Origin of the sequence: Mesorhizobium sp. CC13 (assembly GCF_039907765.1) — a bacterium.
Classification (GTDB): domain Bacteria; phylum Pseudomonadota; class Alphaproteobacteria; order Rhizobiales; family Rhizobiaceae; genus Aminobacter.
In genome coordinates this window covers 110,810-125,565 of the sequence record NZ_JARDJI010000011.1, presented here as the reverse complement: position 1 = coordinate 125,565, position 14,756 = coordinate 110,810, and the positions used below count along the sequence as shown (strand labels likewise).

Here is a 14,756-nt window from a genome sequence, read left to right as displayed (position 1 = left end):
TCTCCAATGCTTTGGAACCGGCGCGGCACATGCTGCACGCCGGCAACGCGGTGACGCTCGATTCCTTATACTACTGCTTATCGAGACCGTAGACGGAATGCAAAGTCCGAACGGCAAGTTCGGTATACGGACCGTCGATCAATATCGAAATCTTGATCTCCGACGTGGTGATGGCGCGGATATTGATGCCCTTGGAGGCCAGCGCCTGGAAGGCCGTGGCGGCAACGCCCGCGTGGCTGCGCATGCCGACGCCGATGACCGACACCTTGGACATGCCCTCGTCGTGCTGGACGGCGTCGAAGCCGATGTCGGGGCGGATCTTCTCGAGCACGGCCAGCGCCTTGTTCACGTCGCCCGAGGGTACGGTGAAGGTCATGTCGGTGAACTTGCCGTCCTCGGAGATGTTCTGGACGATCATGTCGACATTGATGTTGGCTTCGGCGAGCGGCCCGAAGATGCCGCCTGCCACGCCCGGCCTGTCGGCGACGCGGCGCAGCGAGACCTGGGCCTCGTCCTTGGCGTAGGCGATACCGGTAACGACCTGCTGTTCCACGATTTCATCCTCGTCACAAATGAGAGTACCAGGCGGGTTGAGGAAATCGCCCATGCCGGGCGCATCCGGATCCTCGAATGAAGAACGCACGAAGGTGCGCACCTTGTGCACCATGGCGAGTTCGACCGAACGCACCTGCAGAACCTTGGCGCCGAGCGACGCCATTTCAAGCATTTCCTCGAAGGAGATCTTGGACAGGCGCCGGGCCTTGGGCTCGATGCGCGGGTCGGTCGTATAGACGCCGTCGACATCGGTGTAGATGTCGCAGCGGTCGGCCTTCACCGCCGCCGCGATGGCCACGGCACTGGTGTCGGAACCGCCGCGGCCGAGGGTGGCGATGCGGTTGTCGGGAGCGATGCCCTGGAAGCCGGCGACGACCGCGACCTGGCCTTCCTGGAAGCGCTTGATCAGGAACGAGCCGTCGATGTCGAGGATGCGCGCGGCGCCATGCGCCCCGTCGGTCTTGATCGGGATCTGCCAGCCCTGCCAGGAGCGGGCATTGACGCCGATCGACTGCAGCGCGATCGCCAGAAGGCCCGACGTCACCTGCTCGCCGGACGCCACGATGGCATCGTATTCGCGCGCGTCGAAGAACGGGCTGTTCGCGCCGGTGGCCTTGGGCATGCCCTGGACCCAGCCGACGAGTTCGTTGGTCTTGCCCGACATGGCCGAGACGACGACGGCGACCTCATGGCCGGCATCGACCTCGCGTTTGACGTGCCGCGCCACGTTATGGATGCGGTCAAGGTCGGCGACGGACGTTCCGCCGAACTTCATCACGATGCGCGCCATGGAAGCGAAAAGCCCTTGCCTGTGCGCCGGCCTCGCGAAAGACCGGAAAATGGTTGAAAACACCGCCGGTTGGCGCGGTGCCGAATGCGCGGCCTCCATATCCAAAACGGGCGCCTTCCGCAAGGACGCCCGGCCAGACAAATCACCGCGCCCGATTTGCCGGCATGCGACCGACGGCCGCCGAAAAGCCGGTGGCCGAGACCGGCGGCTGCCAGGCGGCGCAGGCGATAGCCCCGCCGGCATCGACTTGTCGCACGCATCGATCGCGGTCACGGCCTGGCGAACGGAACACCAGAAACCTGCGTATGCGCACCGCCGACGGGCGATCCGTCGGCGGCTCCGCCGCTGCGGGCCCGCCCACCGGTGCCAAAAACGTGCCTTGACAATCCCGACCCCAGACCCGACTTGCTTCTGCTCGAAGGAGACCACACTGATGCCAGATCCCCGCCCATCGACCATCGATGCCGGAGAAGTCGAGCGGTTTTCGAAGCTCGCCGCCGAATGGTGGAACCCGAACGGCAAGTTCCGCCCGCTGCACAAGTTCAATCCGGTCCGGCTGGGCTATATCCGCGACCAGGTGGCCCAGCGCTTCGGCCGCGACACCCATGCGGCGCGGCCGTTCGAGGGGCTGCGCTTCCTCGACATCGGCTGCGGCGGCGGGCTGCTGTGCGAGCCGATGTCCCGTCTCGGCGCCGAAGTGGTGGGCGCCGACGCCTCGGCGACCAACATCGAGGTGGCAAAGCTGCATGCGGCGGAGGCGGGCGTGAGCGTGGACTACCGCGCCACCACCGCCGAGGATTTGGCCGACGCGGGCGAAAAATTCGACGTCATCCTCAACATGGAAGTGGTCGAGCACGTCGCCGACGTCGAGCTGTTCGTGAAGAAGTGCGGCGAGATGGTGAAGCCCGGCGGCATCATGTTCGTGGCCACCATCAACCGCACCTTCAAGGCGCTGGGGCTGGCCATCGTCGGCGCCGAATATGTGCTCCGCTGGCTGCCGCGCGGCACCCACCAGTACGGCAAGCTGGTGCGGCCCGAAGAGCTCGACAAGGCGCTCACCGGCGCGGGCCTCGCCACCATCGACCGTACCGGCGTGATCTACAATCCGCTGGCCGACCGCTGGCAGAAATCGCGAGACATGGACGTCAACTACATGGTGCTGGCCGAAAAGGCCGCCTGACGCCGCCCGGTCCACGGGCCACGCGTGCTTGCATCGCCCGCCTCGATCTCCCACCATGAGGGGATCGAGGAGGCTTGGCCATGACACCCGAGGATGTCAGACGGATCGCCCTGGAACTGCCCGGCGCGACCGAGAAATCGCATTTCGGCAAGCCCGATTTCCGCGTCCGCGACCGTGTCTTCGCGACGCTGCCGGAGGACGGCAACGCCGTGGTCAAGCTGACGCGCGACCAGCAGGAAATGATGGCCGGCAGCGAGCCGGCGGTGTTTCTGCCGGTGAACGGCGGCTGGGGCAAGCAGGGCTGGACCCGGGTGATGCTCGCCACCGCCGACGCGGCGACGCTGAGGAGCGCGCTGCTGACGGCCTGGCGCAACACGGCGCCGATCACATTGCGCAAGGCGTTCGATCTGGCGGCGGGCGATGGGTGAGGTAGTTAGTCGGCCCTGGCGCCCCTAGCGCCCTCGTGGTTCGACAGGCTCACGATGAGGGCTACTGAGACGTTCAGTTCCGGTCGTCCGGAAACACCGGCAGGGGCATGAAGTCGATGCCGTCTTCGGCCAGCCCCTTGGCCTCGTCGAGGGTGGCAGCACCGTAGATGCCGCGGGCTTCGGCCTCGCCGAAGTGGATCTTGCGGGCTTCCTCGGCGAACTTGTCGCCGACGTCCTCGGCATTCTGCCGCACCTTCTCGGACAGGTCCTTCAGCGCCGCCATCGCCCGGCGCTGCTGTTCACCCATGGCGAGCGCGATCTTTTCCTGCTTGCGCGAGGTCGACACGGCCGGCGCCATCAGCGCCTTCTCGACCTTCTGCGAACCGCATTCGGGGCATTCGACGAAGCCGCGCTTGCGCTGGGTGTCGAAGTCGTCGTTGCTGCGGAACCACCCTTCGAAGTCGTGCGCGTTGTCGCAATGAAGGGAAAAGCGGATCAAGATGCGGCTCCCCTGAGAGCCCCCTCGCCCGGCTTGCGCAGCGAAACCTCGAAGGCGCGCGCGTTCTTGAGATTGGGGATCTTCTTGCGCGCATCGGCGGAATGGCGGGTGTCGATCTCGGCCACGATGACGCCGGGCTCGTCGTTGGCGGCCTCGGCCAGGATGCGGCCCCACGGATCGATGATCAGCGAGTGGCCGAAGGTCTCGCGGCCGTCCTCGTGCCTGCCGCCCTGGGCGGAAGCGACGACGAAGGCGCCGTTTTCGATGGCCCGCGCACGCAGCAGTACGTGCCAGTGGGCGAGGCCGGTCTGGCGGGTGAAGGCTGCGGGGACGGTCAGCACCTCGGCGCCGGCCAGCGCCTCGGCGCGGAACAGCTGCGGGAAGCGCAGGTCGTAGCAGATGGCGAAGCCGAGCCTGCCGAGCGCCGTATCGGCGACGACGGCCTCGGTGCCCGGCTCGTAGGCCGAGGATTCGCGCCAGCTCTCGCCATTGTCGAGATCGACGTCGAACATGTGGATCTTGTCGTAGGTGGCGAGCGTCGCCCCGTCGGGTCCGAACAGGAAGGCGCGATTGGCGAGCTTGCCGTCGGCGCGCACGATCGCGGTAGAGCCGACATGGAGGTGGATGCCGAGCTCGGCGGCCAGCCTGCGGCCCGAGGCGACGACGAGGTCCTTGTCCTCGGTCGTGAAGGCTGTCGCGCGGGCATCCTTGTCGCCGACGATGGCGCCGGTCATCTCCGGGGTCTGGACGTAGGTCGCACCCTGGCCGGCGGCCTCGCGCACCAGCGCCTCGAAATCACGGACGTTGCGCTCAGGCTCCTTGCCCGAGCGCATCTGCACCGCTGCCGCCTTGAAAATCGCCATCGCTCGTCCTCACCCTAGCGAACCGGTTGCCAACAGGCCGTCGAGGCGGCCCTGCGCGTCGAGATCGTGCAGGTCGTCGCAACCGCCGACATGCACGCTGCCCACGAAAATCTGCGGGAAGGTTGCCCGGCCCTTGGCGCGCGTCACCATTTCCTGCCGAAGTTCGGGCGAGAAGCTAGCGTCATGTTCGGTGAATGCAACGCCCTTGCGTTCGAGAAGGCGCTTTGCAGCGGCGCAGTAACCGCACATCATGCGGGTATAGATAGTGACGTCGACCATGATGAAAACCTGTTGTCCCTGGCCGACTATATAGTGTCCGTATCGTCGGGCCGGAAGTCCCCAGGCAGGACGCGCGCGAAGGTAAGTACGTCGACGGCACCTGCCCCACCCTTCCTCAGCGCCCGCGTCACCGCCGCAACAGTCGCACCAGTGGTGTAGACGTCGTCGATGACGAGCACGCGCCGGCCGCGGATGGCATCTCCGTCCCGCGGCGGCACCGCGAAGGCGGCGCGGACGTTCTCGGCGCGTTGGCGCTGGCCGAGGCCGACCTGCTGGCGCGTGCGCCTGACGCGCCGCACCGCGCCGGGCGCGAAAGGCAGGCCGGAGAGCGACGCCACGTTGCGGGCGAGTTCGGCAGACTGGTTGAACTGCCGCCACAGGAAGCGCCGCCAGTGCAGCGGCACCGGCACGACCACCTCCGCCTCGGCGACGAGCTCGGCGCCGGCGCGCAGCATCCAGCGTGCCATCCAGGGCGCGAGATCGGTGCGGTCTTGGAACTTGAGGCCCTGGACCATGCGGCGGGCGACGCCGGAATAGACGACGGCGGCGCGGGCGCGGGCGAAAGGCGGCGGGCTGGCGATCGCCTCTGCCGACAGGAAGCCGGGCCCGAAATCGTGGCTGAAGGGAGTGCCCATCACCTCGCACCACGGCTTCTCGATGAAACGCAGCCCGGACCAGCAGGCGCCGCACAGCGCGCCGGGCTGGGCCAGCTGGCGTCGGCAGCCGGCACAGGCCGGCGGGAACAGCATCCGCGCCGGCCAGGCGGCGACGGCATGGACGAGGCTCTTGATCTCCGGCATCGGATCGGCCACGAGGGTTTCCCACCGCATTCTGCCTTGCGACGATCGGAATCGATTTTCGCAAGGCACGATGCGAAAATTCAAAGTGCCGGAGCGTCCTTTGCGCGTCCGAGAGGGCGCGCGGCGCTCCAGGCCGGGCGACGATAGCAGAAACCCGGCGAAAGGAAATTTGGACGTGCAAGCGATCTTCGACGCCAGCCTCGTGACCGCGCATCGCCGCCGCGCGCTGATGCGGAACGTGCCGGGCGCGGATTTCCTGATGACGCGGGCGGCCGACGACCTGGCCGAACGGCTGGCGACGGTCGATCGCAGGTTCGAGCGGGCGGCGGCGATCTTCTGCCACAGCCCGGCGGCGGCGACGGTCCTGGCTGCCAGCGGCAAGGCGGCCGAGGTGGTTCGGGTGGAGGCAGATGCGGCCTTCCTCGGCGGCGGCCCCGGCATCGTCTCCGACGTCGACACGGTCGCGCTGGAGCCGGCGAGCATCGACCTCGCCGTATCGCTGCTTTCGCTGCAGGAGGCCAACGACATCCCGGGCCAGCTGATCCAGATCAGGCGCGCGCTCAGGCCCGACGGGCTGTTCCTCGCCGTCATGGCCGGTACGGGCACGCTCGTGGAGCTGCGCGAGAGCCTGCTGGCGGCGGAGACCGAAATCAGCGGCGGCGCCAGCCCGCGCGTCATCCCGTTCACCGACGTGCGCGACGCCGGCGCGCTGTTGCAGCGGGCTGGCTTCGCCCTGCCCGTGGCGGACGTCGAGACGGTGACGGTGCGCTACGATACCATGTTCGGGCTTCTGGCCGACCTGAGAGCCATGGGCGCGACCTCGGCGCTCGCCGACCGCTCGAAAAAGCCGGCGACGCGGCGGCTGTTCCAGCGCGCGGCGGAGATCTATGCGGAACGCTTCTCCGACCCGGACGGGCGGGTGCGCGCGAGCTTCTCGTTCGTGTGGCTGTCGGGCTGGGCGCCGGACCCCTCGCAGCAGAAACCGCTCAAGCCCGGCTCCGCGCAGGTGTCGCTCGCCAAGGTGCTCGGCAAGAAGTAGCCTAGTTCCTGTTCAGGCCCTGCTGGATGTCGCTGTTGTTGTCGCCCCAGAGCGTCTGGAGCTGACTGGCCAGCTGCGAAAAGCCGCCGACGATCGCCACGGCGATCAGCGTCGCGATCAAGCCATATTCAATGGCCGTGGCACCGCTTTCGTCCTTCAGGAATCGCCAGATCATCGGTCGCGTCCACCCGTCATGTTGGTATCAGACCGTAGCGGCCACAGATTAAGAAAGGTTAACGGCTTAGCATTAACGGGCGATGAAGCCTGCGGCCGCCACGCCCGAACGTTCAGCACGCGCCGCTGCGCAGGCCGTTGTCGCGGATGATGCAGACCGATTGCGGCGACCCCTGCAGCACGCTGCGGCGCACGGTGTAGCCGACGTTGCGGCGAATGGAACCCGTGGCGGTGTAGTCGAGCCCGTCGAAGCGCAGCTGGCCGATCTGCGGGCGGATGCGCTGCTCGAGCATGGGCGTGACGATCAGGGCGAGCGCCACCGCAACCAGGCCGAACAGCAGGGTGACCCGCAGGATGCCCGCGCGCGCCCGGCTTGCCGAGGACTGGCGTTCGGGCCGGATGAGGTCCCACTCCTTGTCGGCCTGCACAGGCAGCATCCCCCGCGAATTCGTGTCGACGCACGCCGAGGCAGCCGGCGGCAGTTCAACATTTCACGATTGGATAAACTTTGCCTTAACGCTGGCCCGGCGCATCGCCCCTGAAAATCGATGCGATTTTCGGCAAGTACGATGCGCAGGATCAACTTTTCAGAGCAGATCGATGAGGAAGGGGATCAGCGGCTCGTCCGCGGGCGGCATGGGGTATTCGCGCATCTGCTTCGGGCGCACCCACTTCAGCGCCTGCCCTTCCTTCGGCTCGGGCGTACCCCAGAAGCGGCGGCAGACATAGAGCGGCATCAAAAGATGGAAGCTCTCGTAGGTGTGGCTGGCGAAGGTGAGCGGGGCGAGACAGGCGATCTTGGTTTCGACGCCGATCTCCTCGCGCAGTTCGCGCACGATGGTCTCTTCCGGCGTCTCCCCCGGCTCGACCTTGCCGCCGGGAAATTCCCACAGCCCGGCCAGCTGCTTGCCCTCGGGCCGCTGGGCGAGCAGCACGCGGCCGTCGGCGTCCACCAGCGCGCAGGCCGCCACCAGCAGCAGTCGTTTTCCCTGGTCGGTCAAATCAGGCCTCCGGCGGACGGCGATAGTGGTAGCGGTAGACTTCCTTGAAGCCCATCTTGCGATAGAGGCGCAGTGCATCCTCGTTGCCTGCCTCGACCTGCAGCCAGGCCTGACGCGCGCCGCGAAGACGCGCCCATTTGAGCGACGACAGGATCAGCCGGCGGCCAAAGCCCTTGCCGCGCTCGGCCTCGGTCGTAGCGATCTCGAACAGGCCGGCGAGGTCGTTGTCGTGGACGCAGATGGCGGTGGTCACCGGCTGCTCGTCCTGCTCGAGGATGAACAGGCCCGCTTCGGGCTGGATGGCGCCGATGATCTCCGAAAGGCCCGGACGCAGCGACGGGTCCAGCCCGTGCACGGCCATCGAGGCGCTGACGAAGCGGCCGATGTCCTTGAGCGGGATCTGGTCCATGGCGTGCTCCACGACGCCGTCGTCGAGCGACAGGCGCATGACCAGCGACTCCGAGAAGACGTTCCAGCGCTCGCGGTCGAGATGGGCGGCGATCGCCGGGCCGGACAGCGGCGACATGCGGAAGGTGAGCGGCCGGCCATAGGCCTCGAAGCGCCGGTTGGCGCGGGCGATGCGGTCGGGGATGTTGCGCACGTCGGCCGGGTCGAGCGGATTGACCGAGTTCAGCCGCTTGGCCGGGTGGCCGGCGGTCAACCGGACGAGCCAGGTGCCGTCATAGTGGACGGCCGCCGCCGGCCATGCGCGAAAGCCCGCCGCCTCGTAGCGCCGGACGGTCGCGAGCTTGTGCGACGGATAGTTCTGGTTCACGTGACCGTCAGCTCCGGTAGTCGCCGTTGATGGCAACATATTCCTTGGTCAGGTCGCAGGTCCACACCGTGGCCTTGCCGCGACCAACGCCGATGTCGGCGCGGATGACGATGCTGTCGCGCTTCATGTAGGCCGACGTCGCCGCCTCCGAATAGTTCGGGTCGCGCTCGCCATTGTGGGCGAGGCGGTTGTCGCCGAACCAGATCGACAGGAGGTCGCGGTCGGCCGGCTCGCCGGCCTTGCCGACGGCCATGACGACGCGGCCCCAGTTGGCGTCCTCGCCGGCGACCGCGGTCTTGACCAGCGGCGAATTGGCGATCGACAGCGCGATGCGCTTGGCCGAACGCGCCGACCTGGCGCCGGTGACGGTGACCTCGATCTGCTTGCGCGCGCCCTCGCCGTCGCGCACCACCTGGACGGCGAGCGACTTCAGCATCTTGTTGAGCGCCCGGCGGAAGGCGCCGAGGCGCGCGTCCTTGGGGTCGGTGATCCTGGGCGCGCCGCGCCTGGCCGCCGCACCGGTGGCGAACAGCATCAGCGTGTCGGAGGTCGAGGTGTCGCTGTCGACGGTGACCGCATTGAAGGTCTTGGCGGTGCCGCGCGACAGCATGTCCTGCAGCACCTCGGGAGCGATCGGCGCGTCGGTGGCGACGAAGGAGAGCATGGTCGCCATGTCGGGCGCGATCATGCCGGCGCCCTTGGCGATGCCGTTGATGATGACATCAGTGTCGCCGAGCTTGACGGTCGCGGTGACCACCTTGGGATAGGTGTCGGTGGTCATGATCGCCTTGGCGGCCTCGGTCCACTGGTCGGGCCTGGCGTCCTTGACCATGCCGGACAGCAGATGGCTGAACTTGCCGGCGTCGAGCGGTTCGCCGATCACGCCGGTGGAGGCGAGGAACACCTCGTTCGACGTGCAGCCGGCCGCCTTGGAAGCGGCCTCGCCGGTCATCGAGGTGGTCTCGCGGCCCTTCTTGCCGGTGAAGGCATTGGCGTTGCCGGAATTGACCACCAGGATGCGCGCCTTGCCGCCCGAAAGGTTCTGGCGGCAGAAATCGACCGGCGCAGAGGGGCACTTGGAGCGGGTGAAGACGCCGGCGGCGGCGGTTCCCGCGTCGAACACCATGGCCAGAACGTCGGTGCGGCCCTTGTACTTGATGCCCGCCTCGGCGGTGGCGATGCGCACGCCTTCGATGGCGGGCATCTTGGGGTACTTCTTCGGTGCGAGCGGGGAAACGGCGGTCGACATCAGGGAACCTCTGCGGGCTCGGGAAAACGGTTAAGGTCGGCACCGTTTGCCCGATAGCGCGAGGCTTCGCAAGGCGTTTCGCCTCACGAAGACGTGGGCCACGCCCTCAATTCACCGCCGGATTGAGGAAGCCGCGGAACAGGCGCTGGACGCCCGGGATCAGGCCCCAGACCATCATGCCGACCATGATCGGCACGATCACCAGCGTGCGCTGCCAGGTGGACCAGCCCTCTGTCAGCGGCATGACGAGGTAGAGGAGCCCGGTGATCAGCGGATAGACGCCGAGCATGACCATGAGGGCGAAGCGCGGACGGGAGAAGCGGGTTGCGGAAGCTGTCATTTTTCAATCTCCATCGGAACGAAACGTTTCGTTATATAAAACGGTCCGTTTCGTTTCGTCAAGAGGTGATGTATGGTCGGGCGAAGACGGAGAAAGAGATGAACGCGGAAACGGAAGCGGCACGGAGATCGGTGGGCGCCAGGCGCAGCCTCGAGAGCTCGGAGGCGATCCTCGAGGCGGCCGAGGCCGTGCTGGTCGAGAACGGCCATGCCGGCTTCTCGATCGAGGCCGTGGCGCGCCGTGCCCGCGCGGGCAAGCCGACGATCTATCGCTGGTGGCCGAGCAAGGCGGCGCTTCTGCTCGATGTGTACCAGCGCCAGAAGCGCGACGTCGACTATCCCGACACCGGCAACATCGAGGAAGACCTGTTCCGCTTCGTGCAAAGCCTCTTCGTCCACTGGCGCCAGACGCCGTCGGGCGGCATCTTCCGGTCGCTGCTGGCCGAGGCGCAGGCGGACCCGGCCGCCGCCGAGGCGCTGGCCGGCTACGCCGCAGGACGTCGGGCGCGCACCGGCAAGCTGGTCGAGCGGGCGAAGGCGCGCGGCGAGGTGGCGGACAGCGTCGACCCCGAGCAGGTCGCCGACATGGTCGCCTCCTATGCCTGGGTGCACCTGCTCACCGGCCGGCTGGACGAGGACGACGCGACGCTGCGGCGGGCGGTTTGCATGATCGTCGACGGCATCAAGGCGTGAAATCGGCAAACAAAAAGGGCGGCGTCGACCGACACCGCCCGTTCGCTGGGAAATCTTACCGTTGAAGGCCTACCAGCGCCCTCGACCTTGACCGGTTCGCGCCGCCCCTCATCCCATCCTGAGTCTATCGAAGGGCCGGGATGAGCGGCAACGGCCGAGAGGGTCGGCTGAAGATCGCCAGGCTTACTTGGAGGCCTCGATCGCCTCTATCGCCTTCTTGAGCTCCGGATCGGCGATGTCGACCTTGGCCGCGCCGCGGATGCCCTTGACCAGCTCGATGTACTTCTCGCGGATCAGCAGCGACCTGACCTCTTCCTTCACCTGATCGAAGGCCGGCGGCTGCTGGGCGCGCTTGTCCTCGACCCTGATGACGTGCCAGCCGAACTGGGTCTGCACCGGCTCCTTGGTGTACTTGCCGACTTCGAGCGCCAGCGCCGCCTTCTCGAATTCCGGCACCATCTGGCCCGGGCCGAAATAGCCGAGGTCGCCGCCGCTGTTCTTGCCGCTCGGATCGGTCGTGTTCTCATTGGCGAGCTTCTGGAAGTCCTCGCCGCCGTCCAGCTTCTTGATGATCGCCTCGGCCTCTTCCTTGGTCTTGACCAGGATGTGGCGGGCGTGGACCTCGTTGACCGGCGGCTGGGCTGCGATCTCCTTGTCGTAGCGGGCGCGGATGTCGGCATCGGTCAGCTTGCCGGCCACTTCCTTCTCGACCATCTCGCCGTGCAGGGCGCGCTGGGTGAGGAAGGCCATGCGGCGCTGGAACTCGGCGTCCTTGTCGAGACCCTTCTCCGCGGCCTGGGCGGCGAGCAGACGGATCTCGATGATCGACGACAGCGCGGCGGCGCGGCGCTGTTCCGGGGGCAGGCGGCCGAACTGGGCGCCGAGATCGGATTCGGCCAGCGTGATGTCGGCCTCGGTGATGTCCTGGCCGTTGACGGTCGCAACGACCTTGGTCGGGTCTACCGGAGCGGCCGCCGCGGCGGCCGGTGCAGCGGGAGCGGCTTCCTGCGCCGCGAGGGGAAAGGCAGTCAACGCAATAAGGCTCGCCGCCAGCCCGAGACGGGCAAGCGAGGCGCTACGGATCGAAAATGACATAAATACTCTCCGGTAGAGGGGAACGACCGCACTTCCAATCAACGCGAATGTGGCGGAATTTGGCGCCTGTTGCTCGCTCTCGGCAGCGTTGACATAAGTTGTGCCCCCTCTTATCTGTCCAACGTCCTCGCGTCCAGAACCGTTTTCCGGGCGCTTTTCGCGTTGCACCTGCCCCCGCCTCACCCCTCGGCAGGTTCGGCCGGCGGGCAGTCGGCTTCATTCGGATTGAAAGGGCCACTTGATGGTCAGTCTCGGCGGCATCGCCCGTAAGATTTTCGGTTCCTCCAACGACCGCCGCGTCAAATCGACCCGGCCCCGAGTGGAAGCGATCAATGCTCTCGAAAAGGAACTGCAGGGACTGTCGGACGAACAGCTGCGTGCCAGGACCGCGGAATTCCGCCAGGAACTCGCCGACGGCAAGAGCCTCGACGACCTCTTGATCCCGGCCTTCGCCACGGTTCGCGAAGGCGCCAAGCGCGCGCTCGGCCTGCGCCCCTTCGACGTCCAGCTGATCGGCGGCATGGTGCTGCACGGCCGCGGCATCGCCGAGATGCGCACCGGCGAAGGCAAGACGCTGGTGGCCACCCTGCCCGTCTACCTCAACGCGCTGAGCGGCAAGGGCGTGCATGTCGTCACCGTCAACGACTATCTCGCCAAGCGCGACGCCGAATGGATGGGCCGTCTCTACAAGTTCCTCGGCCTTTCGGTGGGCATCATCGTGCACGGCCTGTCCGACGAGGAGCGCCGCGCGGCCTATGCCTGCGACATCACCTACGCCACCAACAACGAGCTCGGCTTCGACTACCTGCGCGACAACATGAAGTATGAGCGCGCCCAGATGGTGCAGCGCGGCCACAACTTCGCCATCGTCGACGAGGTCGATTCGATCCTGGTCGACGAGGCGCGCACGCCGCTGATCATTTCCGGTCCGCTCGAGGACCGCTCGGAAATGTACAACACGGTCGACGCCTTCCTTCTCCATCTCGTCCCCTCCGACTACGAGGTCGACGAGAAGCAGAAGACCGCCATCTTCACCGAAGAGGGCACCGAGAAGATGGAGAACATGCTGCGCGAGGCGGGCCTGCTGAAGGGCGAGTCGCTCTACGACGTCGAGAACGTCGCCATGGTCCACCACGTCAACAACGCGCTCAAGGCCCATCGCCTGTTCCAGAAGGACAAGGACTACATCGTCAAGGACGGCGAGATCGTCATCATCGACGAGTTCACCGGCCGCATGATGCCGGGCCGCCGCTTCTCCGAGGGCCTGCACCAGGCGCTCGAAGCCAAGGAGCACGTGGCGATCCAGCCGGAAAACCAGACGCTGGCCTCGGTCACCTTCCAGAACTACTTCCGCATGTACGAAAAGCTCGCCGGCATGACCGGCACGGCGCTGACGGAAGCCGAGGAATTCGGCAACATCTACAATCTCGACGTCACCGAGGTTCCGACCAACCTGCCGGTCAAGCGCCTCGACGAGGACGACGAGGTCTACCGGACGGTCGAGGAGAAGTACAAGGCGATCGTCCGCGAGATCAAGGAAGCCAACGCCAAGGGCCAGCCGACGCTGGTCGGCACCACCTCGATCGAGAAGTCCGAGCAGCTCGCCGAGCGCCTGCGCAAGGACGGCTTCAAGAACTTCGAAGTGCTGAACGCCCGCCACCACGAGCGCGAGGCGGCGATCGTCGCCCAGGCCGGCAAGCCGGGCGCCATCACCATCGCCACCAACATGGCCGGCCGCGGCACCGACATCCAGCTCGGCGGCAACGCCGACATGCGCATCGCCGAGGAACTGGCCGACACGCCGGCCGGACCCGAGCGCGACGCCAGGGAAAAGGCGATCCGCGAGGACGTCGCCCGCCTCAAGGAAAAGGCGCTTGCCGCCGGCGGCCTCTACGTCCTCGCCACCGAACGCCACGAAAGCCGCCGCATCGACAACCAGCTGCGCGGCCGCTCGGGACGCCAGGGCGACCCGGGCCGCTCGAAGTTCTTCCTGTCGCTGCAGGACGACCTGATGCGCATCTTCGGCTCCGAGCGCATGGACGGCATGCTGCAGAAGCTCGGCCTCAAGGAAGACGAGGCCATCATCCACCCCTGGATCAACAAGGCGCTGGAGAAGGCGCAGAAGAAGGTCGAGGCGCGCAACTTCGACATCCGCAAGAACCTGCTCAAATACGACGACGTGCAGAACGACCAGCGCAAGGTGGTGTTCGAGCAGCGCATCGAGCTGATGGACGCCCAGAGCCTGTCCGAGACCGTCGCCGAGATGCGCCAGGACGTGATCGAGGACCTGGTCGGCAAGCACATCCCGGAAACCGCCTATGCCGAGCAGTGGGACGTCAACGGCCTCAAGGAAGACGTCATCCAGTACCTCAACCTCGACCTGCCGATCGCCGAGTGGGCGAAGGAAGAGGGCATCGCCGAGGAAGACATCCGCGAGCGCATCACCGCGGCGACCGACCAGGCGGCGGCCGACCGCGCCGAGCGCTTCGGCCCCGACGTCATGACCTATGTCGAGCGCTCGGTCGTGCTCCAGACCCTCGACCACCTGTGGCGCGAGCACCTGGTCAATCTCGACCACCTGCGCTCTGTCGTCGGTTTCCGCGGCTACGCCCAGCGCGACCCGCTCAACGAATACAAGGGCGAGGCCTTCGAGCTGTTCCAGGCCATGCTGGCCAATCTCCGCCAGGCGGTGACGGCGCAGCTGATGCGCGTCGAGCTCGTCCGCCAGGCGGCTGATGCGCCGCCGCCGCAGGCGCCGGAAATGCACGGCCACCACATCGACGGCACCACCGGCGAGGACGATTTCGGCGAGGGTTCGGTCGCCGTGCTGCAGGACGCGCGCGTGGTGGCCGAGGAAGACCGCGACCCCAGCGATCCCTCGACCTGGGGCCGCATCGGCCGCAACGAGCCCTGCCCCTGCGGCTCGGGCAAGAAATACAAGCACTGCCACGGCGCCTTCGCCTGACCGGCAGAGCCACCAATGCGAAAGGGCCCGGC

17 protein-coding genes are annotated in these 14,756 nt (G+C 66.9%); 5 read left to right on the top strand and 12 right to left on the bottom strand.

The window, feature by feature from the left end:
• Positions 1–70: 70 nt before the first annotated feature.
• Positions 71–1,345, bottom strand: a complete 1,275-nt coding sequence (locus tag PV773_RS16165; RefSeq protein WP_340040505.1) for an aspartate kinase — start codon at positions 1,343–1,345, stop codon at positions 71–73.
• A gap of 433 nt (positions 1,346–1,778) precedes the next feature.
• On the opposite strand from PV773_RS16165, the gene ubiG reads away from it, so the two are divergent.
• Positions 1,779–2,525: a bifunctional 2-polyprenyl-6-hydroxyphenol methylase/3-demethylubiquinol 3-O-methyltransferase UbiG gene (gene ubiG, locus PV773_RS16160; RefSeq protein WP_347967329.1), complete on the top strand. Its 747-nt coding sequence runs from the start codon at positions 1,779–1,781 to the stop codon at positions 2,523–2,525.
• An 80-nt stretch (positions 2,526–2,605) separates the two neighbouring features.
• A complete protein-coding gene (locus PV773_RS16155; RefSeq protein WP_347967328.1) occupies positions 2,606–2,953 on the top strand; it encodes an MmcQ/YjbR family DNA-binding protein in 348 nt (115 codons plus the stop codon).
• Positions 2,954–3,026: 73 nt separating this feature from the next.
• On the opposite strand, the gene PV773_RS16150 is transcribed toward PV773_RS16155, so the two are convergent.
• Genes PV773_RS16150 through PV773_RS16135 form a run of 4 tightly spaced genes read right to left on the bottom strand, consistent with a single transcriptional unit; the run spans position 3,027 to position 5,406 of the window.
• Positions 3,027–3,452: a DUF1178 family protein gene (locus tag PV773_RS16150; protein WP_347967327.1), complete on the bottom strand. Its 426-nt coding sequence runs from the start codon at positions 3,450–3,452 to the stop codon at positions 3,027–3,029.
• A complete protein-coding gene (locus tag PV773_RS16145; protein ID WP_347967326.1) occupies positions 3,449–4,315 on the bottom strand; it encodes a carbon-nitrogen hydrolase family protein in 867 nt (288 codons plus the stop codon). Before PV773_RS16145 ends, PV773_RS16150 begins: the two co-directional genes overlap by 4 nt.
• A 9-nt stretch (positions 4,316–4,324) precedes the next feature.
• Complete coding sequence (gene grxC, locus PV773_RS16140; RefSeq protein WP_347967325.1) at positions 4,325–4,594, bottom strand: glutaredoxin 3; 270 nt, start codon at positions 4,592–4,594, stop codon at positions 4,325–4,327.
• Between the two features lie 26 nt (positions 4,595–4,620).
• The gene (locus PV773_RS16135; protein WP_347967324.1) at positions 4,621–5,406 is read right to left on the bottom strand and encodes a ComF family protein; all 786 of its coding nucleotides are present in this window, start codon (positions 5,404–5,406) and stop codon (positions 4,621–4,623) included.
• 163 nt (positions 5,407–5,569) lie between these two features.
• Here PV773_RS16135 and PV773_RS16130 point away from each other — a divergent pair, with 163 nt between their 5' ends.
• Positions 5,570–6,433 (top strand): methyltransferase domain-containing protein, encoded by an 864-nt coding sequence (locus tag PV773_RS16130; RefSeq protein ID WP_347967323.1) that lies wholly within the window; start codon positions 5,570–5,572, stop codon positions 6,431–6,433.
• Between the two features lies 1 nt (position 6,434).
• Here PV773_RS16130 and PV773_RS16125 read toward each other — a convergent pair whose 3' ends face one another.
• The 6 genes from PV773_RS16125 to PV773_RS16100 form a co-directional block, all read right to left on the bottom strand.
• Positions 6,435–6,608 (bottom strand): Flp family type IVb pilin, encoded by a 174-nt coding sequence (locus PV773_RS16125; RefSeq protein ID WP_347967322.1) that lies wholly within the window; start codon positions 6,606–6,608, stop codon positions 6,435–6,437.
• A gap of 112 nt (positions 6,609–6,720) precedes the next feature.
• A complete protein-coding gene (locus PV773_RS16120) occupies positions 6,721–7,044 on the bottom strand; it encodes a hypothetical protein (RefSeq protein ID WP_347967321.1) in 324 nt (107 codons plus the stop codon).
• Between the two features lie 150 nt (positions 7,045–7,194).
• The gene (locus PV773_RS16115; protein ID WP_340040518.1) at positions 7,195–7,608 is read right to left on the bottom strand and encodes a (deoxy)nucleoside triphosphate pyrophosphohydrolase; all 414 of its coding nucleotides are present in this window, start codon (positions 7,606–7,608) and stop codon (positions 7,195–7,197) included.
• A gap of 1 nt (position 7,609) precedes the next feature.
• Positions 7,610–8,383, bottom strand: a complete 774-nt coding sequence (locus PV773_RS16110) for a GNAT family N-acetyltransferase (protein ID WP_347967320.1) — start codon at positions 8,381–8,383, stop codon at positions 7,610–7,612.
• A gap of 7 nt (positions 8,384–8,390) precedes the next feature.
• Positions 8,391–9,632, bottom strand: a complete 1,242-nt coding sequence (gene argJ / locus PV773_RS16105) for a bifunctional glutamate N-acetyltransferase/amino-acid acetyltransferase ArgJ (RefSeq protein WP_347967319.1) — start codon at positions 9,630–9,632, stop codon at positions 8,391–8,393.
• Between the two features lie 106 nt (positions 9,633–9,738).
• Positions 9,739–9,972, bottom strand: a complete 234-nt coding sequence (locus PV773_RS16100) for a hypothetical protein (protein WP_347967318.1) — start codon at positions 9,970–9,972, stop codon at positions 9,739–9,741.
• Between the two features lie 98 nt (positions 9,973–10,070).
• Between PV773_RS16100 and PV773_RS16095 the strand changes: the two genes are divergently transcribed.
• Complete coding sequence (locus PV773_RS16095) at positions 10,071–10,664, top strand: TetR/AcrR family transcriptional regulator (RefSeq protein WP_347967317.1); 594 nt, start codon at positions 10,071–10,073, stop codon at positions 10,662–10,664.
• A 183-nt stretch (positions 10,665–10,847) separates the two neighbouring features.
• On the opposite strand, the gene PV773_RS16090 is transcribed toward PV773_RS16095, so the two are convergent.
• A complete protein-coding gene (locus tag PV773_RS16090) occupies positions 10,848–11,759 on the bottom strand; it encodes a peptidylprolyl isomerase (RefSeq protein ID WP_347967316.1) in 912 nt (303 codons plus the stop codon).
• Positions 11,760–12,000: 241 nt separating this feature from the next.
• Here PV773_RS16090 and secA point away from each other — a divergent pair, with 241 nt between their 5' ends.
• Positions 12,001–14,724, top strand: coding sequence for a preprotein translocase subunit SecA (secA, locus tag PV773_RS16085; protein ID WP_347967349.1), 2,724 nt, complete (start codon positions 12,001–12,003; stop codon positions 14,722–14,724).
• The last annotated feature ends 32 nt before the right edge of the window (positions 14,725–14,756 follow it).